This window comes from Cupriavidus cauae, from assembly GCF_008632125.1.
Classification (GTDB): Bacteria; Pseudomonadota; Gammaproteobacteria; order Burkholderiales; family Burkholderiaceae; genus Cupriavidus; species Cupriavidus cauae.
This window is the reverse complement of the sequence record NZ_VWRN01000043.1, coordinates 1-24,814: the sequence shown is the minus strand read 5'-3', so window position 1 is coordinate 24,814 and position 24,814 is coordinate 1. Positions and strand designations below refer to the sequence as shown.

Here is a 24,814-nt window from a genome sequence, read left to right as displayed (position 1 = left end):
GTCCGACACGGAGTGGCCGCATGATGCACTGCGAGGGGCAGCACGGCGGCGGGCGGGCCGGTCCGCCGCGTTCAGCCGTTGCCCAGGCGCCGGATTGCCGCGGTCAGCGTCTGCCGCGTGCTGCCGTAGTCCGCCCAGGGATCGGCGTGCTCGGTCTCCTCGATGCGCGCCAGGGCGTTGGCGATGGTCCACTGGGCGCCGGAGCGCAGCGAGGGCAGTTCGTCCCAGCTGCACGGGATCGACACGCCCAGGCCGGGCCGAGCGCGCGCCGAGAAGGCGGCGACCGTGGTGGCGCCGCGCCCGTTGCGCAGGTAGTCAATGAAAATCTTGCCGACGCGGTTGCGCGGCCCGCTCTTGGAGACGAAGCGCTGCGGGATGGTCCTTGCCATATGCACGACCAGCTGCTGGGCAAAGTCCTTGACCTCGTCCCAGCCGAGCCGCCGGGCGATCGGCACCACCACGTGCAGGCCCTTGCCGCCGCTGGTCTTCAGGAAGGCCGTCAGCTCAAGTTCGTCGAGCATGCCCTTGGTCAGCGCGGCGGCCTCGACCACATGCTTCCACGGCACGCCCTCGCCGGGGTCGAGGTCGAAGATCACGCGATCGGGCTTCTCGATCTGGCGCTTGTCGGCGTTCCAGGTGTGGAACTCGATCACGTTGAGCTGGGCCGCGGCGACGATGCCGGTCTCGCTGGCGATCTCGATCATCGGCGGGTGGCCCGGCCATAGCGACGGATCGAGCCGGTTGACGCCGGCGATATTGAAGGTCTCGGCATGCTTCTGGAAGAACAGCTCGCCGCCGACCCCCGACGGGCCGCGCAGCACCGCCAGCGGGCGGCCGCGCAATTCCGGCAGCATGCGCGGCGCCACCGCTTCGTAGTAGCGCACCAGATCGCCCTTGGTCGCGCCGGTCGACGGATCGATGACGCGGTCGGCATGGCTGACGCGAACGTTGCCGATCTGTTCGCGGCCGGAGGAGGCCTTCGTCCGGGCGGGTTTGGCCGGTGGCGTGGCATCCGCTGTCTCGGCCTGGGCGGCCTTGGCAGCCTTTCCTCTGGCCTTCGCCGGCTTGTCTTCGGCCTTGCGTTCGGCCCTGTCCTCCGCCTTGCCCCTCGACCCCGCCGATTTCGCCCGGCCCTCGCTTTTGTCCACTGTCTTGCCCGGTGCGGGCATCGCCTTCTCCTTGCCGATCGCGCTGGCGCTCTTGTCGGATCGCAGGCCATGGAACACCGCATGGCGGATCAGGCCATCGCGCGTCCACGAGCCGAACGACACCTCGGCGACCGCCTTGGGCCGAACCCAGATGCCCTTCACCCCCTTGGCGATCGCAGGCATCCTGTCGAACGGCGAGGCATCGGTGCGCAGGGCGTCGAGCTTGGCCCGGATCGTATCGAGCGTCCGCACATCGAAGCCGGTGCCGACCTTGCCGGCATAGACCAGCCGTCCCGCCTCGTCGTGAATGCCCAGCAGCAGGGCGCCCAGGCCATTGCGGGTGCCCTTGGGCTCGGTAAAGCCGCCGATCACGAACTCCTGCCGCTCGCTGCATTTGAGCTTGATCCAGTTCGGCGAGCGCGCCGAGACATAGGGCGCATCGACGCGCTTGCCGATCAGCCCCTCGAGCCGCAGCCGGCAGGCCGCGCTGAGGATTTCCTCGGGGCCGGCCTCGAAGCTCTCGCTGAAGCGCAGATGTGCCGAGACGTTGTGCTCCTCGAACACCCGCCGCAACAGGTCGCGGCGCTCGGCCAGCGCCACCTGCCGCAGATCGTGGCCGGCATAGTAGGGGACGTCGAACACGAAGAACTGGATGGCGTCGGTGCGGTCGCTGTCGAAGGCGTTCTGCAGCGCCTGGAAGTCGGTGCTGCCGTCCTTGTCGACGATGACGATCTCGCCGTCGAGCCAGGCCGACGGCAGATTGAGTGTGCCGAGCTCGCGCGCCAGTGTCTTGAGCTTCGACGTCCAGTCGTGGCCGTTGCGCGTGAACAGCTTGACGTCGGCGCCGTCGATGCGGGCCAGCACGCGATAGCCATCGAACTTGACCTCGTAGACCCAGTTCTGCGCATCGGCGGGCGGCCCTTGCACCAGCGTCGCCAGTTGCGGCGCGAGCGTCAGCGGCAGCGCGGCGCGGCGCGCGCCCGGTGGAAGCTGGATGGCGCCGGTCGCGGACCGCTTGTTGCCGGCGGTCTTGCTGTCGGCCGCCGATTTGCCCGAGGCTGTTTTCTTCGCGGCTTTCGTCGATGCGCCGGCGGCGGATTTCGTCGCCGTCCTGGTTGCCGTCCTGGTTGCGGTCTTCGTCGCGGTCTTCGACACCGCCTTTGTTGACGCCTTGCGCGCGATCTTGCCGTCCGGCTCCAGCGCGCCGCCGCCCAGCACACTGTCCGGCATCGCCTCGGTGATATCGAACTCCGCGGCCGGCCGCGCCGCGTCGTCGCGCTCCTTGATCAGCAGCCACGGTTCCTGCCGCTCGTCCCGGACGCGCATGCGCACCAGCGTCCAGGCCCCATGCAGCTTCTCGCCCTGCAGCTCGAACTTGAGCTTGCCGTCGCGATAGCCCTGATGCGGATCGCCGATCGGTATCCAGGTGCCGCGGTCCCAAACGATCACGGTGCCGGCGCCGTACTGCTTTTCGGGGATCACGCCCTCGAAGTTCGCATATTCGAGCGGGTGGTCCTCGACATGGACGCTCATCCGTTTGTCGGCCGGATCCAGGCTCGGACCCTTGGGAATGGCCCAGCTCTTGAGCGTGCCGTCGAGCTCCAGACGGAAGTCGTAGTGCAGGCGGCGCGCCGCGTGCTTCTGCACGACGAAGGACAGTCCCTCGCTCGCTTTTGGCGCGGCGCGCCTGGCCAGCGCACGGCCGGCCGGTTCCGCCGTCGTGCCGAAGTCGCGCATGGTGCGATAGCGCTGCAGCGGGTCGGGGCTTGCGCCACGCGCGGCGCGCGGCGCGCTCGGACGCGTCGCGGCGCGTGGGGCCGACCGCGTGGACGAGCGCGCGGTCGAGCCTGTCGCCGCGGCCGTCGCGTTGTCCTTGCCCGTTTGCTTCGTTGCCGCCTTGGCCGGCTGCTTCGCTGCTGCTCGCTTGGTTGCCATTGCGGCCGCTCCTCGATCGGGACACGCGAAATTGCGTGGCCTTCGGTCCTGCGCGCGAAGCGCGGCGCCGTCGTTGGCTGTCGCTTCGCTCGCTGTTACTGCGCGCTGTGATTTCGCTCGGCGCTTCGCGTTGTCACCTCGCGCTGTCACTTTGCGCTGTCACTTCGCTCTGTCACCTTGCTCTGTCACTTCGCTTATAGGCAATCGGAATGCGGCGATCCATCGGCCACCGTCCTACATCGGACAGCGGTGCGAAGCGGTCCGCAAGAATCTACGACATGCCGCGATGGGAATGGCGATCCGGTTCACATCCGACGATGGCGGCAGGCTTGTCGCGTTATGCGCGGTGCCGCACAGACGGCGCCGTGCACATCCTGCATGGCCGAGTAAAAAGTACGAGCGAGACGCATGGCGCGGCGGCGCTTCACGGTGTAGCCGGGTCCGGCAGCAGGGCTGTGGCGGGCCGATGCCGCCGGCCCTTGTGCCACCGTGGCGCGCCGGCGGACCTGCCCGCAAGCCGCGCAAGCCCCGGACTTTCTGGCATGCGTTTCGCGTGATTGGCGGCGTAGGCCGGGTCCTGGCAGGGCATCGTCGTGCCGGCGCTTGTCGAGCGCCGCGATGCGATGCGCAGCAGGGCCTGTTCACGAACCCGCCTGGCGTCGCCGCCGGCGCCCCGCCCATCGCGGGCGCCATCGCGGCATGCATGGGCCAGTCTCAGGAGTGAATAACATGACGAAACACCACCTCGTACGTACCGCCCTCGCCGCGCTGGCGATGACCGGTTCCTGCGTGGCACTGGCGCAGGTGCCGGGCGACCGCGGCGCTGCCACGGGCACTTCGCCGGGTATGGCGCCAGCAGGCCAATACGATCCGGCCAACCCCGCCGCGGCGGGCACGCGCGATCCGTACAGCAGCGGCGCGCGCGTCGGCGACAAGTTCGATCCGTACACGCAGGGCACCAATCAGCCCACGCAGCAGTACCTGGCGCCGGCGGGCACGCAGCCGATGCCGATGAGCGGCAGCTACGACGGCCGCATGGAGAACCACGACACGCATTATCACGACCTGTCGACGCTGGGATCGCGCGTCGGCAAGCGCAGCCAGTTCCTTGACGGAAACTGATCGAAGGCTGCATTGAGTACGTACCGGGGACAGCAAGGAGCGCGGCGGGCAGGCCCGTCGCGCTCCTGTCGTTTTCAGTTTTCAATCAGGACCCCGCGGGTCCCGCAGGGCGCCGCTTCGGCGTCTTCGCTAATGCAGCGGCGGAAACACGTACCACGAGCCGTCGCGATGACGGAAGAACACGATCGACAGCCGTTTTCCCGCGCGCTCGAAGCCGATGCACGCATAGGGCACGCGGCGGCTGCCGGTATGTCCGAAACGCGTGACCCGGCAGGGATGGCTGGCCGACAGTGGCAGCCATTTCTGCGCGGCCTCGCGCAGGGATGTCGTCTTGCCTTGCATCGCATGCTCCCCTGAAGTTGAAACGCGATGCCGGGCGTGTGGCGTGCGGCGAGGCGCCCGATCGCGCGTTCCTGCGTTCTTGATTCGTTCCTGCTTACCAGCGTAGAAGCGACGGCGGCGCCCACGCGTCGGCTTGGCGCGCAGCGCGGCCTCAGCGTTCGACGGATTGCGTTGTCAGCGAATGACGACAGCGACGACGTGGCGATTTTTCACGCGTCGTAAGAAGGGGAGGGAAGGCAAGCGACAAAAGACGGCAAAAAAGGGGAGGGCAAAAAAAGGGGCGCCCATGCGCCCCTTGGTCAGCAGAGCCGGTCGTTCCCGCGTCTGCAGACCCAGCGGCGTTCAAACGACGCTGGATTCCCGCGTTCGCGGAATGACCGGCGTGTCAGCCGATGTTCGGCATTTACCGCTCGCGATTTTGGCCCGACTGGCCCGACTGGCCGCCCTGCGACGACTGCTGGCCAGGCTGGCCGCTGGTGCCGGACTGCTGTTGCTGCTGACCGCCGCTCTGGCCGCCCATGCCGCCGCTCTGCTGGCCGCTCTGCCTGCCGCCTTGCTGCTGCTGGCCACCTTGACCAGCCTGGCCGGCTTGGCCGCCCTGCTGGCCGCTCTGACCGCCGCTTTGCTGCGACTGGCCGCCCATGCCACCCATGCCGCCTTCGCTCTGGCCCATGCCGCCTTGCTGACCGCTCTGGCGACCGCCTTGCTGTTGCTGACCGCCCTGGCCGCTTTGGTTGCCCATGCCGCCCTGCTGGCCGGTCTGGCTGCCGCTCTGCTGATGCTGCTGAGACGATTGGCCACCCTGGCCCATGCCACCCTTTTCGGTGCCGCCTTGCTGCGCCTGCGGTTGCTGTTGCTGTTTCATTGCTGGTCTCCATCAGCGGCGAAATGCCGCGCCTTGGTGTCGTGCAATGGGCGTGCCACCGCGCCGCAACATGACATCACCCGGATTTCACACCCGGTGGTGGAAGCGCCGCGCAACGCAGGTATGGCGTTTGCATGTCGTCGAAGGTCAACATTCGCGCGCCGGCATGGCGCGCCATCATCACGGGGAGGGCCGTATGACCAAGCAACCCACGCATCCGGAACGCGAACCGCGGCAGGGCCAGACAGCCGGACGGCCGCAGGGCGAGACGACTCGCGAACGTACCGCCCAGGGCACCAGCGAGGGTCCCGGACCGCTGGCCGACCAGTCGCGGCCGGACCCCGGGACGCTGCCGCAGAAGGGCGGCGGCGAACCGATGCCGCGACTGCCGCACGAGCGCGACGAATCGCATCAGAGCCAGCACACCGGCAGCCGGCCGGTGGGACGGCAGGCCGCGCGAGATATCGAGCGCGGACTCGAGGAAACCGATCTGTACGGCTCGCGCGGACGCCGCGGCGGCACTGCGGCGGAGGACAACGACTGAGCGCCGCCGCAGCGGCTTCGGTCGCCGCCGCCGTCGTTCGCCTCGCTGACCGCTCAGTACGGCAGCGACAGCCGATGCCGGCTCTGCCAGTTGTCGACATAGCGCTTGACCAGACGCGCATCGCCGCGAATCAGGATGCCGTTCTCGGTGTTGCGCTCCTCGGCCGATTTGGTGAAGTTGAACGAGCCGGTGAAGACCGCCTCGCCATCGAAGATCATCACCTTGTTGTGCGCGATGGCTGGGCGCGAGTCGATCACCACCTCGATGCCCTGGTGCTTCAGGAAGGTGGCGCTGGTATAGCGCTCCGATACCTGGCTCTTGTCGAGGATCACGCGTACGTCGACGCCGCGCTTGCGCGCCTGCATCAGCGCTTCGGCGATCGGCTTGCTGGTGAACGAGTAGGCCTGCACCAGCACGCTGCGCCGCGCGTTGCGGATCGCGTCGACCAGCATGGCCTGGCAGCTCTCCCCATCGGGCGTGAAGCACAGCGCGTAATTGGCGCCGTCGGCGAAGCTGCGCGCGCCGTCGGCAAGGGCCATCGGCGCTTCGCCGCTGCGCGGCAGGCTACGTGCGGAAGCGGCGGGCGCCAGGATCGAAGAGGAAAGCAGAACGGACAACAGGGCGCCGGCGACGATGGCGGGCGCGCGAAACACAAAGGGCATGAGACAGCGTGAATGCGTTGCCGCGGAGCGCGCCGCTCGCGGCAAACAGTAGCCAATCGGATAACGAATCGAAATGGAAACGTTGCGAAGGCGGGGAAGTTAGCAGCCGGAGCCAGCAAAGGCAAGGCGGCTGGAACGGCGCAGCACGGCTGCCTATGATGAAACTCGCGTCGTCTCGGATGCGCGTTGCATGCGGCGACGCCCGGTGATCCCACCCCCGGTGCCAGAACAAGCTGGCGCCCAACCCTGGAGGCAAGCGATGTCGAATCACACCTACAAGCTCGTCGAAATCGTCGGCACCTCGCCCGACGGCACCGATGCCGCGATCCGCAGCGCGCTCGCCAAGGCGTCGGAGACCATCAAGAACATGGACTGGTTCGAGGTGGCCGAGATGCGAGGCCATATCCTCAATGGCCAGGTCGCGCATTACCAGGTCACGCTGAAGATCGGCTTCCGCGTCGAGTGAGCGTGTTGCACGGTTGGCGCCGCGCATGCCGCGGCGGCAGCCCCCCTGGTTGCTCCCTGTCTCTCGTTGTTCCTTTTGTTGTTCCTCTCGTTGTCATCGCTGCGGCCGGACCGCCGTAGAGGCGCGCCGCGCCCCCGCCCATCCCGCTGCCGCCGGCGCTGCTGGCCTCACCTGACCGGCCATGGCTCGGCCCGGACCCCACAGGCCCTACCTTGGCCCCGCCTTGACCCTGCCTTGACCCTGCCTTGACCCTGCCTTGACCCTGCCTTGACCCCGCAACAGCACCGGTGTAACCTCTGCATTCGATGTTCATTCTGCGAATCGAAGTTCGTAGAGCGAACATCAGCACCCAAGAACAAGAGTCCGCAAGACGGACCATCGTTTGACTGCTAGGGCCTTTATGGGCGCCGCCACGGCGCGCCCGGAACCACGCCAGGCAGAACCTCCGGAGACGACGCTTCCAGCGGCCCCCCGACACTATCGGGCGGCGGGCTCCGGCCGGTCCGGCCAGGCCTTCTCGACTGGAACGCAATTGATCAACAAGCTCTTCGACTCGGTGGAATCGGCGGTGGCCGACATCCATGACGGCGCGACCATCATGATCGGCGGCTTTGGCCTGGCCGGCATGCCGGCGCAACTCATCGATGCGCTGATCGCCCAGGGCGCGCGCGACCTGACCATCGTCAACAACAACGCCGGCAACGGCGAAACGGGCCTGGCCGCGCTGCTCAAGGCCAGGCGCGTGCGCAAGATCATTTGCTCGTTCCCGCGCCAGGTCGATTCCTACGTGTTCGATTCGCTCTATCACGCCGGCCAGATCGAGCTGGAGCTGGTGCCGCAGGGCAACCTCGCCGAGCGCATCCGCGCGGCGGGCGCCGGCATCGGCGGCTTCTTCACCCGCACCGCCTACGGCACGCCGCTGGCCGAGGGCAAGGAAACCCGCATCATCGACGGCAAGGGCTATGTGTTCGAGACGCCGATCCACGCGGACTTCGCGCTGATCAAGGCCGATACCGCCGACCGCTGGGGCAACCTGACCTATCGCAAGACCGCGCGCAACTTCGGCCCGATCATGGCGATGGCCGCCAAATGCGCGATCGTGCAGGTCAGCCATGTGGTGGAACTGGGCGAGCTGGACCCGGAGCACATCGTGACGCCGAGCCTGTTCGTCAAGCGCGTCGTCAAGGTCGACGCGAATGCCGTCGCCAACGCCGCCACCAACGCCGCCTGACCCGCGCACGCCAACCCGCATCGAAGAGAGAAGCGATATGCAACGCCTGACCCGCGATCAGATGGCCGCCCGCGTGGCCCGAGACATTCCCGACGGTGCCGTGGTCAACCTCGGCATCGGCCTGCCCACCCTGGTCGGCAACCACCTGCCGGCCGACCGCGAGATCCTGCTGCACAGCGAGAACGGCCTGCTGGGCATGGGGCCTGCGCCCGCGCCCGGCGAGGAAGACGGCGACCTGATCAATGCCGGCAAGCAGCCGGTCACCATCAAGCCCGGCGCCTCGTATTTCCATCACGCCGATTCGTTCGCGATGATGCGCGGCGGCCATCTGGACTACTGCGTGCTGGGCGCCTTCCAGGTGTCGGCGACCGGCGACCTGGCCAACTGGCACACCGGCGCGCCGGGCGCGATCCCGGCCGTGGGCGGCGCGATGGACCTGGCGATCGGCGCCAAGCAGGTGTTCGTCATGATGGAGCACCTGACCAAGCAGGGCGAGAGCAAGATCGTGCCCGAATGCACGTATCCTCTGACCGGCATCGGCTGCGTGACGCGCATCTACACCGATCTGGCCACCATCGACGTGACGCCCGACGGCCTGGTCGCCCGCGACCTGGTCGAAGGCCTGTCGTTCGACGAACTGCAGCGCCTGACCGGCGTGCCGCTGAAGCAGGCGCAGCCCGCCTGACGCCGACCCCGATGGCGACGGATCGCACTTCCCGCAGTTGCCGATACCGCCGCCGCCACCACTGAAACCAAGGACGAGACAACCATGACCGAAGCCTTTATCTGCGACGCGATCCGCACCCCCATCGGCCGCTACGGCGGCAGCCTGTCCGCGGTGCGCGCGGACGACCTGGGCGCGGTACCGCTGAAGGCGCTGATGGCGCGCAATCCGAACCTGGACTGGAGCGCCATCGACGACGTGATCTACGGCAACGCCAACCAGGCCGGCGAAGACAACCGCAACGTCGCGCGCATGTCGCTGCTGCTCGCAGGCCTGCCGCAGAGCGTGCCGGGCGCCACCATCAACCGCCTGTGCGGCTCGGGCATGGACGCGACCGGCACGGCCGCGCGTGCGATCCGCGCCGGCGAAGCGGGCCTGATGATTGCCGGCGGCGTCGAGAGCATGAGCCGCGCCCCGTTCGTGATGGGCAAGGCCACCAGCGCGTTCTCGCGCGATGCGCAGATCTTCGACACCACCATCGGCTGGCGCTTCATCAACCCGGCGATGCGTGCGGCGTACGGCGTGGACTCGATGCCCGAGACCGCCGAAAACGTCGCCACCGACTACAAGATCAGCCGCGAGGACCAGGACCTGATGGCGCTGCGCAGCCAGGAAAAGGCCTCGCGCGCGCAGGCCGACGGCACGCTGGCGCAGGAAATCACCGCAGTCACGATTCCGCAGAAGAAGGGCGATCCGATCGTCGTCGAGCGCGACGAGCACCCGCGCGCGACCAGCATGGAAGCGCTGGCCAAACTCAAGGGCGTGGTGCGCCCGGACGGCACCGTGACGGCCGGCAACGCCTCGGGCGTCAATGACGGCGCCTGCGCGCTGCTGCTCGCCAGCGAAGCCGCCGCGCGCCAGCACGGCCTGACGCCGAAGGCGCGCATCGTCGGCATGGCCACCGCCGGCGTGGCGCCGCGCGTGATGGGCATCGGCCCGGCGCCGGCCACGCAGAAGCTGCTCAAGCAACTGGGCATGACGATGGACCAGATCGACGTGATCGAGCTGAACGAAGCGTTCGCCGCGCAAGGCCTGGCGGTGCTGCGCGAGCTCGGCGTCGCCGACGACGATGCGCGCGTCAACCCGAACGGCGGCGCGATCGCGCTGGGCCACCCGCTCGGCATGAGCGGCGCGCGCCTGGTCACCACCGCGATGTACCAGCTGCATCGCACCGGCGGCCGCTTCGCGCTGTGCACGATGTGCATCGGCGTGGGCCAGGGCATCGCGATGGTGATCGAGCGCGTCTGAGCGGCGCCCGCGTCAGCCAGCGCCGAGCGGGAGATCGCGCTGCTCAAGTTTTGCGGGGCGCCTGCCGTTGACCAAGGCAGGCGCCGACCCTCAGCGCTGCGACAGATTTCCCAACGCAGTTGGTGCGGCCGGGCCGACTGGCTCGCCGGTCCGCCGCACGCTTTCTTTGCGCCCGAATTTGCGCGGCAGTTCCAGCGCCGCGGTGTTCGGTGAATTCGTCGCCGGCTTCATGGCCGGCTTCACCGGCAAACGCACCGCCAGCTTCACCGCCGAATGCCCCGCTGCATTCCCGCTGAACTTCCGCGGCATTTCTGCTGAACCTTCGCAGTACCGGTTCCGTACCGGCATGGAGTAATCGGATGTCTCTTCCCGTAGCCACGCTCGTCACCGGCGCCAGTTCCGGCATCGGCCGCGCCATCAGCGAAATGCTGCTGGCCGACGGCGTGACCCGCGTCGTCAATGTCGACTATGCCGCCCCGGGCTGGTCGCATCCCAACATGACGTTTTTCCAGGCGGACCTGACCGACGCGGCGGCAACGCGCGCGGCGGCCGCCGAGGTGACGTCGCGATTCGCCATCACGCGCCTGGTCAACAATGCCGGCGCGACGCGTCCCGGCACCGCCGATACCGCGACCGTCGAGGATCTCGACTACGTGGTCGGCCTGCATCTGCAGGCCAGCCTGCTGCTGACGCAGGCCTGCCTGCCGGCGATGCGCGCCGCGGGCTTCGGCCGCATCGTCAACATGGCGTCGCGCGCGGCGCTGGGCAAGCCCGAGCGCGTGGTGTACTCCGCCACCAAGGCCGGCATGGTCGGCATGACGCGCACGCTGGCGATGGAGCTCGGCGGCGACGGCATCACCGTCAACGCGGTCGCGCCCGGTCCGATCGCCACCGAACTGTTCCGCCGCAGCAATCCCGAGGGCAGCGAACAAACGAAGCGCATCCTGGCCAGCATCGCGGTCAAGCGCATGGGCACGCCCGAAGACGTGGCGCGCGCCACGCTGTTCTTTCTCTCTCCCGAAAACGGTTTCGTCACCGGACAGGTGCTGTACGTCTGTGGCGGTACCACGCTGGGCGTCGCACCGGTCTAGGCGCGGCCCCTATTACAAGTCGTGGCCCGCATGGACGGCCACCGAGGAAACTCCCTGGAGCATACGATGAAGTTCAAGTCGCAACCGTCGCAGGCGCGTCGCCGCCTGCTGACTGCCGGCGTCGCGCTGGCCACCACGTTCGCCGGCGTCTCCGGCGCTGCCTTCGCGGACACCTACCCGACCAAGCCGATCACGATGATCGTGCCGTTCTCGGCCGGCGGTACCACCGACATCCTGGCCCGCATCGTCGGCCTGCAGCTGGGCAAGGCGCTCGGCCAGCCGGTGGTCATCGAAAACCGTCCGGGCGCGGGCGGCAATATCGGCGCCTCGCTCGCCGCCAAGGCGCAGGGCGACGGCTACACGCTGTTCATGGGCACCATCGGCACCCACGCGATCAACCAGTCGCTGTACTCGAAGCTGCCGTACGACCCGGTCAAGGACTTCGCGCCGATCACCCGTGTCGCGATGGTGCCGAACCTGGTGGTGGTCAACCCCAACGTGCCCGCCAAGAGCATCAAGGAACTGATCGCCTACGTGAAGGCCAATCCGAACAAGATCAGCTACGGCTCGTCGGGCAACGGCTCGTCGATGCATCTGTCGGGTGAACTGTTCAATTCGATGACCGGCCTGAACATCCAGCACGTGCCGTACAAGGGCAGCGCCCCGGCGGTCAACGATCTGCTGGGCAACCAGATCGGCCTGATGTTCGACAACCTGCCGTCGTCGTACCAGCACGTGAAGGCCGGCAAGCTGCGTCCGCTGGCCGTGACCTCGGCCAAGCGCTCGCCGGCGCTGCCGGACGTGCCGACCGTCGCCGAAGCCGGCGTGCCGGGCTATGAAGCGACCTCGTGGTTCGCGCTGTATGCCACCGGCGGCACGCCCAAGCCCATCATCGATCGCCTGAACGCCGAAGTGGTCAAGATCCTGGCCATGCCGGACGTGCAGAAGCAGATGGCGGGTCAGGGTGCCGAGCCCAACCCCGAGAAGCCGGAGCAACTGGCGGCCTTCATGAAGACCGAAGCCGCCAAGTGGGCGAAGGTCGTCAAGGCCTCGGGCGCGACCGTGGACTGATGGTAGTCGGGCGTCGCGCGCCACGCGCGCGAGGCGCAACGACGGAAGAGCCGGCCTTCGGGCCGGCTTTTTTCATGGCCGGCAAGGCGTTCTGGATCAATGTCAGCAGGGCACACTTCCGGGAATGCGGCACTGAATGCGGCGCCGAGTGCGGCGCTGACTACCGGTGCACGGCGCCGGCAAAAAAAGAGCTCGCGACTGGCAGCGAGCTCAGTTCCGGCCCACCCGGGCAGGAGGAGACATCGTGGGCGCCGCGGCAGCGGCTGCCTCGGCGCGGGGCATCGAGTATGCGGAGGGTCTGGCGACGGGGCCGCGCCTCAGTTCAGGCTGACCTTGACCACCTGCTCCTCGACGCCGACAAAGCGGACCAACTGGCGTAGCCCGCTGGGATACTCCTTGATGTGATGGCCCACCGGGGTGTCCGGCAGGCGGTAGTAAATGGCGCTGGACTGGGCGCCGGCGGACCGGCCTTCCACTGCGGAGGGTCCGTCGCCTTCCCATGGGATATCGCGCTCCTCGGCGAGATCGTACGGTCCGGGCATGGCGGCTGTTCCTGATCGAATGCGACTTTGTTTCCAATGTATTGCAGCGCCCGCTGAATAGCTATTTCGCCTTTTTTAATTCTGGCCTAGCCACCGGCTCGATTTGTCATATTGCGAGCAATAGGGTGCAAGGCCCAGCCGATGGCTTGCACGCCGCCTCATTGCGCTACCATTGGTGCTTTGCGCGCCTCCCCGGCGTGCCTCCCGCCCCGTCGCCCGCATGTCGATCCAGCACGCCCTTCTGACCTCGTTGATGGAGAAGCCCTCGTCAGGCTACGAACTGGCGCGGCGCTTCGACAAGTCGATCGGCTATTTCTGGCATGCCACCCACCAGCAGATCTATCGCGAGCTGGGCCGCATGGCCGAACGCGGCTGGATCGCCGCGCAGGATGACGAAGGGGATGCGCGCAGCCGCAAGAAGGTCTATCGCGTGCTGCCGGCGGGGCGGGAGGAGCTGGTGCGCTGGGTGTTGTCGCCGACGGCCGGGCTGGACCAGCGCGACGAGATCCTGGTCAAGCTGCGCGCCGACGCGGTGGCCGGCCCGCTCGGCCTGGGCGACGAGATGCGGCGCATGATCGCGCTGCACGAGGAGCGCCTGGCGACCTACCGCGCGATCGAGCAGCGCGACTTCGCCGACCCGCGACCGGATCGCGCGCAACAGCTGCGGCATGCGCTGCTGCGGCGCGGGATCCGCTACGAGGAGGATTGGGTGGCGTGGGGCACGGCGGTGCTGCCGCTGCTGGAGCCGGAGGGCGGACGGTAACCCGCCCCGGCGGCGCTTCGTTTCTTCGTTACACCAGGTCCCGCACGCTCGCCGCAGCGCCGGCCTCCGCCAGCCCGAGCCGGCGGCGGGCCAGCGCGTATTCCTCGGCGAAGCGGTCCACCAGGTCGGCGGCGGGTACCACGCGCTTGATCGCGCCGACACCCTGGCCGGCGCCCCAGATGTCCTTCCACGGCTTGACGCGGTTCGAGCCGAAGTTCATCGCGGTCGGATCGGAGGCGGGCAGGGCTTCCGGATCGAGGCCGGCGTTGACGATGCTTTGGCGCAGATAGTTGCCATGCACGCCGGTGAACAGGTTCGAATAGACGATATCGCCGGCGGTGCTGTCCACGATCATCTGCTTGTAGGCTGGCTGCGCGTTGGCTTCCTCGGTCGCGATAAACGCCGAGCCGATATATGCCAGGTCGGCGCCGGCGGCCTGGGCCGCCAGGATGCCGTTGCCGCTGGCGATCGCGCCCGACAGCAGCAGCGGGCCGTCGAACCACTCCCGGATCTCATGCAGCAGGGCGAACGGCGACTGCGTGCCGGCATGGCCGCCGGCGCCCGCTGCCACGGCGATCAGTCCGTCGGCGCCCTTGTCGATCGCCTTGTGGGCAAACGTGTTGTTGATGATGTCGTGCAGCACGATGCCGCCGTACGAGTGCACCGCCTGGTTGACCTCGACGCGCGCGCCCAGCGAGGTGATCACGATCGGCACCTTGTAGCGCACGCACAGTTCCAGGTCGTGCTCGAGCCGGTCGTTCGACTTGTGGACGATCTGGTTGACGGCGAACGGCGCCGACGGGCGGTCCGGATGCTTCGCGTCGTGCTCGGCCAGCTCCGTGGTGATGCGGTCCAGCCATTCCTCCAGCAGCGAGGCCGGCCGCGCGTTCAGCGCCGGGAAGGAGCCGACCACGCCGGCCTTGCACTGTGCGATCACCAGATCGGGGTTGGAGATGATGAACAGCGGCGAGCACACCACCGGCAGGCGCAGGCGTTGCAGGAGCGGAGGAAGGGACATGGCGGCCTCGGTTCGAATGAGTGGGTTGAAACGGCGGATGGATATGCGGGTGTTTATGCAACCAGTTGCATAGTGAGCCGAAAGTTAGCATGGCCTTCGCGCGCTTTCAATAGCAGTTGCGGTTCCGACCTCACGCTGTGACGCTTCCGCCGGGCGATTACCGTACGGTGCCCCGCATCCGCGCGATGGGGGCGCGGTGGAGCCTTGTCTACAATGTGCCCAATGAATCAGCAGGAGTGCAGGTGAGCGACGATCCTAGACCGGCCGCCGGAACGGGCCGCGATCTGTTCGAAGGCAATCTGGCGGACTGGCATGCCGATCCCGAACGCGCCTTCGACGGCTGGCTGGCCGTCCATGGCTTCGGCCATGGCACCGCGGTGGTCTATCGCGCGATGTGGGGCAAGCTGCTGCGCTGGTCGCGCGAGCATGGCGTCGCGCCGCTGTCGTGGTCGGCGGCGCAGATCGGCGCCTTTCTCGATGCGGAAGGGCTGCATAAACGCCATCGCTATCGCTATACGCGGCTGATCGAGCGCGTCTTTCATTACCTGTCGTTGCAGCAGGCGGGCCTGCATAACCCCGGCAGCCAGGCGGTGCGCGCCCATCTGGCCGACGGCGACAACGATCCGACGCCATTCCTGCTGCCCGCCGAATGCGATGCCCTGGTGGCGCGGGTACTGGCACCGGTCACGCTGCCGGACCCCGATGCCACGCCGAGCCCGACCGCCTGGAAACGCGCGCGCGACATCGCCGTGGTCGCCGCGATGCTGGGCGCCGGCCTCAAGGTCGGTGAGGTGCGCGCGCTGCGGCTCGACAGCATCGCGGCCGACGCCAGCGAACTGCGCCTGACCCGGACCGACAACGGCCGTACCTATCGCGCCCCCGTGTTCGACTTCGCCCGCCGGCCGCTGCTGGCCTGGCTGGCGGTACGCGCGTTGGCCGGCACGCTGGGCACGCTGGTGTTCCCCGCACTGCCGGCCGGGCGGCCGTTGCACGCGGCCTCGTTATATCGCCGGGTCGAGCAGCTGCTGGACGAGGCCGGCGTGCTGGCCGGGCGCACCGAGCGCGCCTCGCCGCAGACGCTGCGCAATACCTATGGCGCGCTGCATTTCGAGGCCGGCGCCGAGCCGGCGGCAGTCGCCCAGTATCTGGGCATGCGCGATCTGGAGTCCGGCTGGCGGCTGCACGCCGCCTACACCGCCTGGCAGGCCCGCAGCGGCCAGCTCGCCGCCGCTGCCGGGGCCGAATCGCCGGCCGGGTTACCATAACGCCCCTGACCGTGGCGGCCCGGCGCCGTCCGCCTTCTCAATCGATCAAGTTCACGATGCCAGACACTCTGCTGCTGACCGGTGCCACCGGCTATATCGCTTCGCATACCTGGGTTGCACTGCTCGCGGCCGGCTACGACGTGGTCGGCCTGGACAACCTGTCGAACAGCAATCGCGCGGTGGTCGAACGGATCGCCACCATTTCCGGCAAGACGCCGGAGTTCGTCGAGGGCGACGTGCGCGATCGCGCGCTGCTGGACCGCCTGTTCGCCGAGCGCAAGATCGGCGGCGCGATCCATTTCGCCGCGCTCAAGGCGGTCGGCGAATCGGTGGCGCAGCCGCTCGCCTACTACGACAACAATCTGAACGGCCTGCTGACGCTGTGCGCGGCGATGCAGGCGGCCGACGTCAAGACGCTGGTATTCAGTTCCTCGGCCACTGTCTACGGCAATCCGCATACGGTGCCGATCCGCGAGGAATTTCCGCTGTCGGCGACCAATCCCTACGGGCAGACCAAGCTGATGGGCGAGCAGATCCTGCGCGACCTCGAGCGCGCCGATCCGCACTGGCGAATTGCCTATCTGCGCTATTTCAATCCGGTCGGCGCACACGAAAGCGGCCTGATCGGCGAGGATCCGGGCGGCGTGCCGAACAATCTGATGCCCTATGTGGCTCAGGTGGCGGCCGGCCGCCGGGAGCGCCTGATGGTGTTCGGCGGTGACTATCCGACCGCGGATGGCACCGGGGTGCGCGACTACATTCACGTCTGCGACCTGGCCGACGGCCATCTGGCGGCGCTGCGTTATTTGAACGAGCGCGGCGAGGGGATGACGGTCAATCTGGGAACCGGCCGCGGTTATAGCGTGCTGGAGGTGGTGGAGGCGTATCGGCGCGCGAGCGGCAAACCGATTCCCTATGAAATCGTCGCGCGCCGCCCCGGCGATATTGCCTCGTGCTACGCGGATCCGGCATTGGCGCAGCGCCTGCTCGGCTGGCAGGCACGCCATGACCTGGACCGGATGTGCGCGGATTCGTGGCGCTGGCAGTCGATGAATCCGTTGGGGTTTGCGTCCTGATTCACGATCGCGATGGTCGATGGCGGCGACGGTGGCCACGGACACCGACGTTCGCCCGGCGCGCCGCGATTGGCGGATTGTCGTGACCATAAAAAACCGGGCCCCAAGGGAAGGGGCCCGGTTTTTTATTGCGCACGGCTGCCGGGAAACCCGGTGAGGACTTCCGCTCTGGCGCGGCGACGCCGAGAGGCGCCCGGCAGGCGCTGCGTTTATCGCACCAGGAAGTCGTCGATCGATTTACCGGAGGCCAGCGCCTGGGTCAGCCAGCCCGGGCGCTTGCCGCGGCCGGTCCAGGTATTGCCGGCGCTGTCGCGGTAACGGACCGGCACCTTGCGCGCGGTTTTCTTGCTGGGTACCGCCTTGCTGCCAAAACCCAGATCTTCTGCGGTCAAGCCATATTCTTCGATTTTCTTGCGGATATCGTCGATTACCGCAGCTTGCTCTCGTGCCTTGATCTCTTCGGCTTGCTTCTGCAATTCGTTGATTTTCTGAACGATTTCCTGATAGGTTGCCATTTTGAGACCTCTGATTACGGTGGGCGAGATGAACGGCATGAATTATAACGGCCTGCGTTAGCGATGCAAATGCCGGCGCAGGTTGAAACCGATTTTTGACAAAATCGATCACGAAACCTTTCAAGGTGAACTTTTTCGAGGTCACTCTGTCACCGCCAGCCGTCTTGATCGTATTTCCGCATGTTTGCCGCGTGGCTGGCCCGCCTTGGTGGAGGCGTTTGCTTCGGGTCTTTCGCTTGCCGCTTTCGTTTTGAGCAATATGGCGCGGTAAAACGGATGCGATGTTGTGGTGGTTGGGTTTCCATGCCCTGGCGCGTCGCGTGCCGCATCCCTGCGGGTGCCGCCACGGCCATTCCCCGATTCAAGTAATCCCCGCCAGCGGTCGATATCCCCTCAGCATGGGCTGTCGCCCGGCGTGTTGGCGGGCTGTCCGCCGCTACTGATCGATCCGAGTCGTCCCATGTCCTTGTGCCGCTTTGTCTTGTCTTCGTCGTCGATTGCCTCCGCGCGGCCTGCCGCCAGCGCCGGCGAAGCCGGGCTTCGGGCGACTCCGCGAGGCGGCTCTCGTTGCAATAAGGTGACGCTGCGTGCACTACGCGTGGCGGCTGTGCTAACGTCCCGGGCGGTGTCGAGCCGACCGCCGATCGCAGCCGGCGCGCCGGCCGTGCGCCCGGGTCCCGCACCAAGATTTGCCGCGCTTCACGCGGTTCCGCAATACCGCGGGGTTTCCGTCACCGGCCTCCCGGCCGGAGCCTGACGGCACCACCCACACGCATTCCGCAGCGCCCCCTTCGATATGAGTTTTAGCGTTCTGCTGCTCGCCATCCTGCTCGGCATCGCCGTCGGCCTCGGCCTTCGCGCTACCGGCCGCGGCCGCGATGGAGCGGGATGGCCCGGCCGCATGATGGCCCTGACCGCGGGACTGATGTCGCAGGCGTCGGTCGGCCTGCCGGCCTGGGTCGTGCTGCTGTCCGGTTCGGTGCGGGGATCGGCGGAGTGGTCGCAGGCGCTGGCCGCACTGGTCGGCGGTATCGCCACGACGGTGCTGGCGCAATGGCTGCACCGCGCGCTGGCGTATTGGCGCGGTGCCGCGATGCTGGCGACGCTCGCCGGCGCCGGCGTGATCGCCGCGGCCGGGATCGGGCTCGGTCACCAGTGCGGCGGTTCCAGCTCGCGCACCGCCTGCATCGAGGCGATGAATCTGCTGCATCCGGCGTGGTTCGGCCTCGGCCTGGCCGTGCTCGGCACGGCGGCATTCGCGCTGTTGTGGCTGTCGGAGCGCCGCCAGGCGCCGCAGCGCGAGCGCGACGTCCTGCTGAACGAGTCCGGCGAACCCGACGGCGAGCGCAGCAGCGCGCCGCCGGGATTGCCCACGCGGATCGTGCGCCGGCTCAATGGCCGCATCCCCGGCCGGCTGACGGTCCGCCCCGTGGGGCGCGGCCAGGCGACGGTCGGCGAATACAGCGTGGCCACCGACGTGCCCGATCGCGCCGCGTTCGCGCGCTGGCTCGACCAGTCGATCGCGCATGCGCGCCTGGCCGAGACCAGTTGCGCCGTGCTGCTGATCCATATTGCCGACTTCCGCGAGGTCGACGAGGTATTCGAGGTGCGCGCCGACGACATCCTGGCGCAGGACGCCAGCGTGCTGGCCCAGGCCGCGCTCGAACCGCACGACTTCCTGGCCCGGCTGGCCCGCGACGAGTTCGCGGTCGGCGTACCGGCGCTGCTGAACTCCAATCGCGCGCACGAGCTCGGCTCGCGCGTGCTGGCTTCGATCTCCGAGTTCGTCACCGCGCGCGGCCTGCAGATGCAGATCGGCGTCAATATCGGCATCGCGGTCTATCCGCGCGACGCGCAGAGCTCGGAGGCGCTGATGCAGGCCGCGCGCGTCAGCCTGTCCGAGGCGCGCGAGTCCGGCTCGAACCAGGTGCGCACCTTCAATTCCGCGGCGGGAGAGCGCGCGCGCCGCATGCGCGTGATCCGCCGCGATCTCTGGCTGGCGATCCAGGACGACGGCCTGTCGCTCGAATACCAGCCCAAGTTCGACGTCGACGCGCGCACGGTGGTGGGCGCCGAGGCGCTCTGCCGCTGGCGCCATCCGACGCTCGGCGCGGTCAATCCGGCCGAATTCATCATGGTGGCCGAGCAGTCCGGGCAGATCGACAAGCTCGACGACTGGGTCATCGCCAGTGTCTGCCGCCAGGTGCGCGAGTGGCAGGACGCCGGCCTGCCGGTGGTGCCGGTTGCCATCAACGTGTCCGGGCTGCGTTTTGCCAGCCGCGATTTCCCGCAGTACCTGCTCGAGCAGATCCACCAGCACGACATTCCGCCGTCGGCCGTCACGCTCGAGATCACCGAGACGGCGGCGATGAAGGACATCGCGCAATCGCTGGAGACGCTGGCCGAACTGCAGGCGCTCGGCATCCACGTCGCGCTGGACGACTTCGGCAGCGGCTATTCCAGCCTGGGCTATCTGAAACGGCTGCGGGTCGGCACACTGAAGATCGACCGTACGCTGATCGGCGGCCTGGAGTCGGACCCGCAGGGCCGCGCCATCGTCGGTTCGATGGTGGCGCTGGCGCACGAGCTGCGCATGCGCGTGGTGGCCGAAGGCGTCGAATCGCAGGCCCAGCTCGACATCCTGGCGCGCATGGGCTGCGACGAAGTCCAGGGTTATCTGCTGGCCCGTCCGATGGAAGCGAGCGGCTTCGCCGACCTGCTGTCCAGCCCCCGCCGCTGACCGGCAGCGCGACAACCCCCGCCCCGCTGAACGTCCGCGCCGACAACCCTCCGCCCCGCTGAGCGTCCGCGCCGACAACGCTCCGCCCCGCTGAGCCCGCGCCGACAACGCTCCGCCCCGCTGACCGCCCGCGCCGACAACCCCCCGCCCCGCTGAACGCGCGCGCCGATTACCCGCCGCGCCACTCAACGCTTCGCGCCGTGAACGCCTTGCCCCCGCAACACACCCGCTAAAGGAAGCACGCCCGCCCGCCGATAAGCCTGATTGGCGCACAGCGTCGCGGTATGGGACCGATTCCGGTCCGATATGGCGGCACGCGCCGCAGCGATGCGCCGGCAGGGGCCGGCGCCGACCAGCACAGAACACGGATCGCCCCACGCCGCCTGCCGGCCGATCCGCCGCCGTTTCGAGGTAGCCGCCATGCCAGCTCAACGCATTCTTGTCGTCGACGATTCGCCTTCCCTGCGTCGCATGATCGCCGCCTGCCTGCGCGCCGGCGGCTACGACGTCGCCGAGGCAGCCGACGGCGACGAGGCGCACGCGGCGGCCGAGGCCGCACCGCAGGCGCAGCCGTTCGGCATGCTGGTCACCGACCAGGTGATGCCCGGCATGGACGGCCTGACGCTGATCCGCCGGCTGCGCGCCACGCCGCGCTATGCCGCGATGCCGATCCTGATGCTGACGACCGAGGCCGACGGCCAGATCCGCGCCCAGGCCCGCGAGGCCGGCGCCAGCGGCTTCCTGCCCAAGCCCTTCGATCCCGACCAGCTGATGCAGTCGGTCGCCGCGCTGCTATCCCCCTCCGAAGAGGGGTAATGCCGGCCGCTTCCGACCCTTCAGCCGCGCATCGGAACTGCCGATAACCAGCAAGGGGCGAGGCGCGCCGTTCGCGGGCGCGGCCAGTGGCCGCGCCATCGCCATGCAGTTGCAGTCGCCAAAAAAGGCAGTCGGGCCGGTTGGGGTGCACTCCGCCAGCGTGCAACGACGGCCACAACCGGGGAGCGGGAGCGCAAGATGAATCTCAGCAGCAAGACCGAAGGAAGCGGCGAGGAGTTTCTCGCCTTCACGCTGGGTCGCGAGGAATACGGCGTCGACATCCTCAAGGTGCAGGAAATCCGCGGCTACGAGGCGGTCACGCAGATCGCCAACGCGCCGGCCTATCTGAAGGGCGTGATCAACCTGCGCGGCATCATCGTGCCGATCGTCGACCTGCGCATCAAATTCCAGCAGCAGAAGATCAGCTACGACCAGTACACGGTCGTCATCATCGTCGACCTGAACCATCGGACCACCGGCATCGTCGTCGACGGCGTCTCCGACGTGCTGACGCTGACCCCCGCCCAGATCAAGCCTACTCCGCAGTTCTCCGGCAACCTCGACACCGAATACATCCGCGGCCTGGGCTCCATCGAGGACCGCATGCTGATCCTGGTCGATATCGAGAAGCTGCTGGCGACCGAGGAACTGGCCGCGATCGAAGCCGCCGCGGCGGCCTGAGGCGCGCGCCCCGAACGAATTCCAGCAGCACCACGTCATGAGAAACAACCAGCCTGTCACCGCGCGCGAATACAAGCTCGCGCCGAACGATTACCTGATCTCGCGCACCGACCTGAAGGGCCGCATCACCTTCGCCAACCGCGCGTTCATCGAGGTCAGCGGTTTCACCGCCGAGGAACTGCTCGGCGCGCCGCACAACCTGGTGCGCCATCCCGACATGCCGCCCGAGGCCTTCGAGGATCTGTGGCGCACGCTGCAGGCGGGCCGCTCGTGGGTCGGGCTGGTCAAGAACCGCCGCAAGAACGGCGACTACTACTGGGTCAGCGCGACGGTGACGCCGACCCGCGTCGACGGCCACACCGTCGGCTATACCTCGGTGCGGTCGATGGCGAGCGCCGAGCAGATCGAGGCGGCGCAGGCCGCGTATGCGCGCATCCGCTCGGGCAACGCCGGCGGCATCCGCATCCGCGAGGGCGTGGTGGTCCGCCGCGGGCCGCTGGGCTGGATCGACGGCCTGCGCCGGCTGGGTTTGCGCGGCCGCATCATGCTGTCGCAGGGCGTGGGCCTGGCATGGTTCCTCGCCGCGCTGGTCGCCTTCGAACTGCTGGCCGAACCGCAGACGCGCGCGGCACTGCGGTCGTGGCTGTGGGGCGGCTTCGTGCTGGCCGGCCTGTCGGCGATGGCCACCGGCGCGGCGCTGCTGGCCATGGTGCATCGGCCGATGCGCGAGATGCTGGACTTCGCGCTGCGCCTGGGCGCAGGCGACCTGGCCACCCGCTACGAGTTCTCCAGCAACGACGAGATCGGCGCGCTCGCCAGGGCGATGCAGACCATGCAGCGCAGCCTGCTGTCCGTCGTTCATGAAATCCAGGAAGGCATGAGCGCGATCGCCACGGCGACACGCCAGGTAGCCGCGGGCAACAACGACCTGTCGCAGCGCACCGAGCAGCAGGCGGCCTCGCTGGAAGAGACGGCGTCGAGCATGGAAGAGCTGACCGGCACGGTGCGCCAGAACGCCGACAACGCACGCCAGGCCAGCGGGCTGGCGGCCAATGCCTCCGAGACCGCGGTCAAGGGCGGCGAGGTGGTGGGCCGCGTGGTGCAGACCATGGACGAGATCAACGGCGCCTCGAAGAAGATCGTCGACATCATCGGCGTGATCGAGGGCATCGCGTTCCAGACCAACATCCTGGCGCTGAACGCGGCGGTGGAAGCGGCGCGAGCCGGCGAGCAGGGCCGCGGCTTCGCGGTGGTGGCCGGCGAGGTGCGCAGCCTGGCGCAGCGCAGTGCCAACGCGGCCAAGGAGATCAAGGGCCTGATCGGCGATACGGTGGCGCGGGTGGACAACGGCTCGGCGCTGGTGGGCCAGGCCGGGCAGACGATGGGCGAGATCGTGCAGGCGGTCAAGCGCGTGACGGACATCATGGGCGAGATCAGCGCGGCGTCGGCCGAGCAGAGCTCGGGCATCGAGCAGGTGAACCAGGCAGTGGCGCAGATGGACGAGGTCACGCAGCAGAACGCGGCGCTGGTCGAGCAGGCCGCCGCCGCGGCCGGCTCGCTGGAAGACCAGGCCGCGCGGCTGCGCGACGCGGTGGCGGTGTTCCGCGTCAGCCTGAAGGCCGAGCCCCGTCCGATGCGTTCGCGTGCTGCGTCGGCGCAGCCGGCCGAGGCGCCGCGGCTGGCGCGCGCGTAAGCGCCCGGCCGATGCCCATCGGGCAGGCAGTCGATGCGCGCGGGATGCGCAGGTGATGGGCGCTTGACAGGTATTTGATGGGTAATTGATGGACAGGGAGGCCGGACCCAAGAGGGCTCGGCCCCAATCGAAGCACGGACAGCAGCATCGCCCGGCATTACAACGAAGCCGGTAAGCGCGGCGCCCGATCCCCGACGATCGGCGCCGCAATCCGGCCGGACGGTCATCCAGAAGAAGAGGTAGTTCTCATGCAATGGTTCAAGCAACTGCGAGTCGCGACGAAGCTGGTCGTCGGCTTTCTGATCGTTTCCGTCATCGGCATGGCGATGGGCCTGCTGGGGGTGGTCAATATGGGCCGGATGACCGAGTGGACCAGCCGGATCTACAACAACGACCTGCAGGCGCTCAAGGCCGTGCAGGACGCCAACATCAACCTGCTGTACGCCAGCCGCGCGCAGATCGCGCTGCTGTCGGCCTCGACGATGGGCGAACGCACGACCGAGAAGACGCTGATCGAGAAGTCGTTCGGCGTGGTCGACGAGCGCATCAAGCAGGCGCGCAACTCGTTCCAGACCGAGCAGGGCCAGGCGCTGCTCAAGCAGTTCGACACGCTGCTGCCGGCATACCGTGACCGCATGGGCAAGTATGTCGAGCTGGTCTCGCGCCAGCCGCTCGATACCTCGCAGTTCGAGAGCCAGGTCTTCGAGGAAAGCACGGCCCTGCTCAAGGATGGCCATGCGATCGAAGAGCTGATGTTCAACATGGTCAAGCGCCGCGACGCCGGTGCCCGCGCCAACATGGAAGAGGCCCAGGGGGTCTACGAAAGCTCGCGCCTGTGGATGCTGGCGCTGGTGCTGGGCGGACTGGCGGTGTCGCTGCTGCTCGGCGTGTTCCTGGCCCGCGCGCTGTCGCGCCAGCTGGGCGGCGAGCCGGCCTACGCGGCCTCGATCGCGTCGCGTATCGCCGACGGCGACTTCTCGACCGAGATCAAGCTGCGCGCCGGCGACCGCGGCAGCATGCTGTACGCGATGAAGCAGATGCAGCTGCAACTGTCGGGCATGGTGCAGGAGTTCAAGACGGCGGCCGAGTCGATCGCCGCGGCCTCGCGTGAAATCGCCGCGGGCAACAGCGACCTGTCGCAGCGCACCGAGCAGCAGGCGGCCTCGCTGGAAGAGACGGCGTCGAGCATGGAAGAGCTGACCGGCACGGTGCGCCAGAACGCCGACAACGCACGCCAGGCCAGCGGGCTGGCGGCC

General features: G+C 68.1%; 24 protein-coding genes. 17 read left to right on the top strand and 7 right to left on the bottom strand.

What is annotated here, in order from left to right; translation table 11 throughout:
- Nucleotides 1-71 precede the first annotated feature (71 nt).
- Nucleotides 72-3,083 carry a DNA ligase D gene (gene ligD / locus F1599_RS15840; RefSeq protein ID WP_150083709.1) on the bottom strand — a complete coding sequence of 1,004 codons (3,012 nt, stop codon included), beginning with the start codon at nucleotides 3,081-3,083 and terminating at the stop codon, nucleotides 72-74.
- Between the two features lie 729 nt (nucleotides 3,084-3,812).
- Between ligD and F1599_RS15835 the strand changes: the two genes are divergently transcribed.
- A complete protein-coding gene (locus F1599_RS15835) occupies nucleotides 3,813-4,205 on the top strand; it encodes an endonuclease (RefSeq protein ID WP_150083708.1) in 393 nt (130 codons plus the stop codon).
- 129 nt (nucleotides 4,206-4,334) lie between these two features.
- Here the strand turns inward: F1599_RS15835 and F1599_RS15830 are convergent, their stop codons facing one another.
- Both F1599_RS15830 and F1599_RS15825 read right to left on the bottom strand, forming a co-directional pair.
- Nucleotides 4,335-4,547, bottom strand: a complete 213-nt coding sequence (locus F1599_RS15830; RefSeq protein ID WP_149320191.1) for a hypothetical protein — start codon at nucleotides 4,545-4,547, stop codon at nucleotides 4,335-4,337.
- Between the two features lie 403 nt (nucleotides 4,548-4,950).
- Nucleotides 4,951-5,412 carry a hypothetical protein gene (locus F1599_RS15825; protein ID WP_149320192.1) on the bottom strand — a complete coding sequence of 154 codons (462 nt, stop codon included), beginning with the start codon at nucleotides 5,410-5,412 and terminating at the stop codon, nucleotides 4,951-4,953.
- Nucleotides 5,413-5,608: 196 nt separating this feature from the next.
- Here F1599_RS15825 and F1599_RS15820 point away from each other — a divergent pair, with 196 nt between their 5' ends.
- On the top strand, nucleotides 5,609-5,956 hold the full coding sequence (locus F1599_RS15820) for a hypothetical protein (RefSeq protein ID WP_150083707.1): 348 nt from the start codon (nucleotides 5,609-5,611) through the stop codon (nucleotides 5,954-5,956).
- A gap of 53 nt (nucleotides 5,957-6,009) precedes the next feature.
- On the opposite strand, the gene F1599_RS15815 is transcribed toward F1599_RS15820, so the two are convergent.
- Nucleotides 6,010-6,618 (bottom strand): phospholipase D family nuclease, encoded by a 609-nt coding sequence (locus F1599_RS15815; RefSeq protein ID WP_149320194.1) that lies wholly within the window; start codon nucleotides 6,616-6,618, stop codon nucleotides 6,010-6,012.
- Between the two features lie 259 nt (nucleotides 6,619-6,877).
- Here F1599_RS15815 and F1599_RS15810 point away from each other — a divergent pair, with 259 nt between their 5' ends.
- The 7 genes from F1599_RS15810 (at nucleotide 6,878) to F1599_RS15780 (ending at nucleotide 12,449) form a co-directional block, all read left to right on the top strand.
- Complete coding sequence (locus tag F1599_RS15810) at nucleotides 6,878-7,084, top strand: dodecin (RefSeq protein WP_149320195.1); 207 nt, start codon at nucleotides 6,878-6,880, stop codon at nucleotides 7,082-7,084.
- Nucleotides 7,085-7,616: 532 nt separating this feature from the next.
- Nucleotides 7,617-8,315 (top strand): 3-oxoacid CoA-transferase subunit A, encoded by a 699-nt coding sequence (locus F1599_RS15805; protein WP_150083706.1) that lies wholly within the window; start codon nucleotides 7,617-7,619, stop codon nucleotides 8,313-8,315.
- A gap of 37 nt (nucleotides 8,316-8,352) precedes the next feature.
- A complete protein-coding gene (locus F1599_RS15800) occupies nucleotides 8,353-9,000 on the top strand; it encodes a CoA transferase subunit B (RefSeq protein ID WP_149320197.1) in 648 nt (215 codons plus the stop codon).
- 84 nt (nucleotides 9,001-9,084) lie between these two features.
- Nucleotides 9,085-10,287, top strand: a complete 1,203-nt coding sequence (gene pcaF, locus F1599_RS15795) for a 3-oxoadipyl-CoA thiolase (protein ID WP_149320198.1) — start codon at nucleotides 9,085-9,087, stop codon at nucleotides 10,285-10,287.
- 67 nt (nucleotides 10,288-10,354) lie between these two features.
- Nucleotides 10,355-10,642 (top strand): hypothetical protein, encoded by a 288-nt coding sequence (locus F1599_RS15790; RefSeq protein ID WP_150083705.1) that lies wholly within the window; start codon nucleotides 10,355-10,357, stop codon nucleotides 10,640-10,642.
- 4 nt (nucleotides 10,643-10,646) lie between these two features.
- Entirely contained in the window at nucleotides 10,647-11,378 is a 732-nt protein-coding gene (locus F1599_RS15785; RefSeq protein ID WP_149320200.1) for an SDR family NAD(P)-dependent oxidoreductase, read from the top strand.
- Between the two features lie 66 nt (nucleotides 11,379-11,444).
- Nucleotides 11,445-12,449, top strand: a complete 1,005-nt coding sequence (locus F1599_RS15780) for a Bug family tripartite tricarboxylate transporter substrate binding protein (RefSeq protein ID WP_149320201.1) — start codon at nucleotides 11,445-11,447, stop codon at nucleotides 12,447-12,449.
- A gap of 317 nt (nucleotides 12,450-12,766) precedes the next feature.
- Here F1599_RS15780 and F1599_RS15775 read toward each other — a convergent pair whose 3' ends face one another.
- Nucleotides 12,767-12,991: a hypothetical protein gene (locus tag F1599_RS15775; protein ID WP_149320202.1), complete on the bottom strand. Its 225-nt coding sequence runs from the start codon at nucleotides 12,989-12,991 to the stop codon at nucleotides 12,767-12,769.
- Between the two features lie 220 nt (nucleotides 12,992-13,211).
- Between F1599_RS15775 and F1599_RS15770 the strand changes: the two genes are divergently transcribed.
- Entirely contained in the window at nucleotides 13,212-13,754 is a 543-nt protein-coding gene (locus tag F1599_RS15770; protein ID WP_149320203.1) for a PadR family transcriptional regulator, read from the top strand.
- Nucleotides 13,755-13,782: 28 nt separating this feature from the next.
- On the opposite strand, the gene F1599_RS15765 is transcribed toward F1599_RS15770, so the two are convergent.
- Nucleotides 13,783-14,772, bottom strand: coding sequence for an NAD(P)H-dependent flavin oxidoreductase (locus F1599_RS15765; RefSeq protein ID WP_149320204.1), 990 nt, complete (start codon nucleotides 14,770-14,772; stop codon nucleotides 13,783-13,785).
- A gap of 242 nt (nucleotides 14,773-15,014) precedes the next feature.
- Here F1599_RS15765 and F1599_RS15760 point away from each other — a divergent pair, with 242 nt between their 5' ends.
- Together F1599_RS15760 and galE are read left to right on the top strand one after the other, a co-directional pair.
- The gene (locus F1599_RS15760; RefSeq protein ID WP_223819674.1) at nucleotides 15,015-16,037 is read left to right on the top strand and encodes a tyrosine-type recombinase/integrase; all 1,023 of its coding nucleotides are present in this window, start codon (nucleotides 15,015-15,017) and stop codon (nucleotides 16,035-16,037) included.
- A gap of 56 nt (nucleotides 16,038-16,093) precedes the next feature.
- Complete coding sequence (galE, locus tag F1599_RS15755) at nucleotides 16,094-17,113, top strand: UDP-glucose 4-epimerase GalE (RefSeq protein WP_149320205.1); 1,020 nt, start codon at nucleotides 16,094-16,096, stop codon at nucleotides 17,111-17,113.
- A gap of 209 nt (nucleotides 17,114-17,322) precedes the next feature.
- Here galE and F1599_RS15750 read toward each other — a convergent pair whose 3' ends face one another.
- Nucleotides 17,323-17,628: an H-NS histone family protein gene (locus F1599_RS15750; RefSeq protein ID WP_149320206.1), complete on the bottom strand. Its 306-nt coding sequence runs from the start codon at nucleotides 17,626-17,628 to the stop codon at nucleotides 17,323-17,325.
- A 796-nt stretch (nucleotides 17,629-18,424) separates the two neighbouring features.
- Here F1599_RS15750 and F1599_RS15745 point away from each other — a divergent pair.
- The 5 genes from F1599_RS15745 to F1599_RS15725 all read left to right on the top strand — a co-directional run.
- On the top strand, nucleotides 18,425-20,368 hold the full coding sequence (locus tag F1599_RS15745; protein WP_150083704.1) for a putative bifunctional diguanylate cyclase/phosphodiesterase: 1,944 nt from the start codon (nucleotides 18,425-18,427) through the stop codon (nucleotides 20,366-20,368).
- Nucleotides 20,369-20,788: 420 nt separating this feature from the next.
- Entirely contained in the window at nucleotides 20,789-21,184 is a 396-nt protein-coding gene (locus F1599_RS15740) for a response regulator (protein ID WP_149320208.1), read from the top strand.
- 198 nt (nucleotides 21,185-21,382) lie between these two features.
- Entirely contained in the window at nucleotides 21,383-21,865 is a 483-nt protein-coding gene (locus F1599_RS15735; protein ID WP_149320209.1) for a chemotaxis protein CheW, read from the top strand.
- Nucleotides 21,866-21,902: 37 nt separating this feature from the next.
- A complete protein-coding gene (locus F1599_RS15730; RefSeq protein WP_150083703.1) occupies nucleotides 21,903-23,558 on the top strand; it encodes a methyl-accepting chemotaxis protein in 1,656 nt (551 codons plus the stop codon).
- 248 nt (nucleotides 23,559-23,806) lie between these two features.
- Nucleotides 23,807-24,814: methyl-accepting chemotaxis protein (locus tag F1599_RS15725; protein ID WP_190286368.1), on the top strand; the 1,008-nt coding region annotated here is incomplete at its 3' end.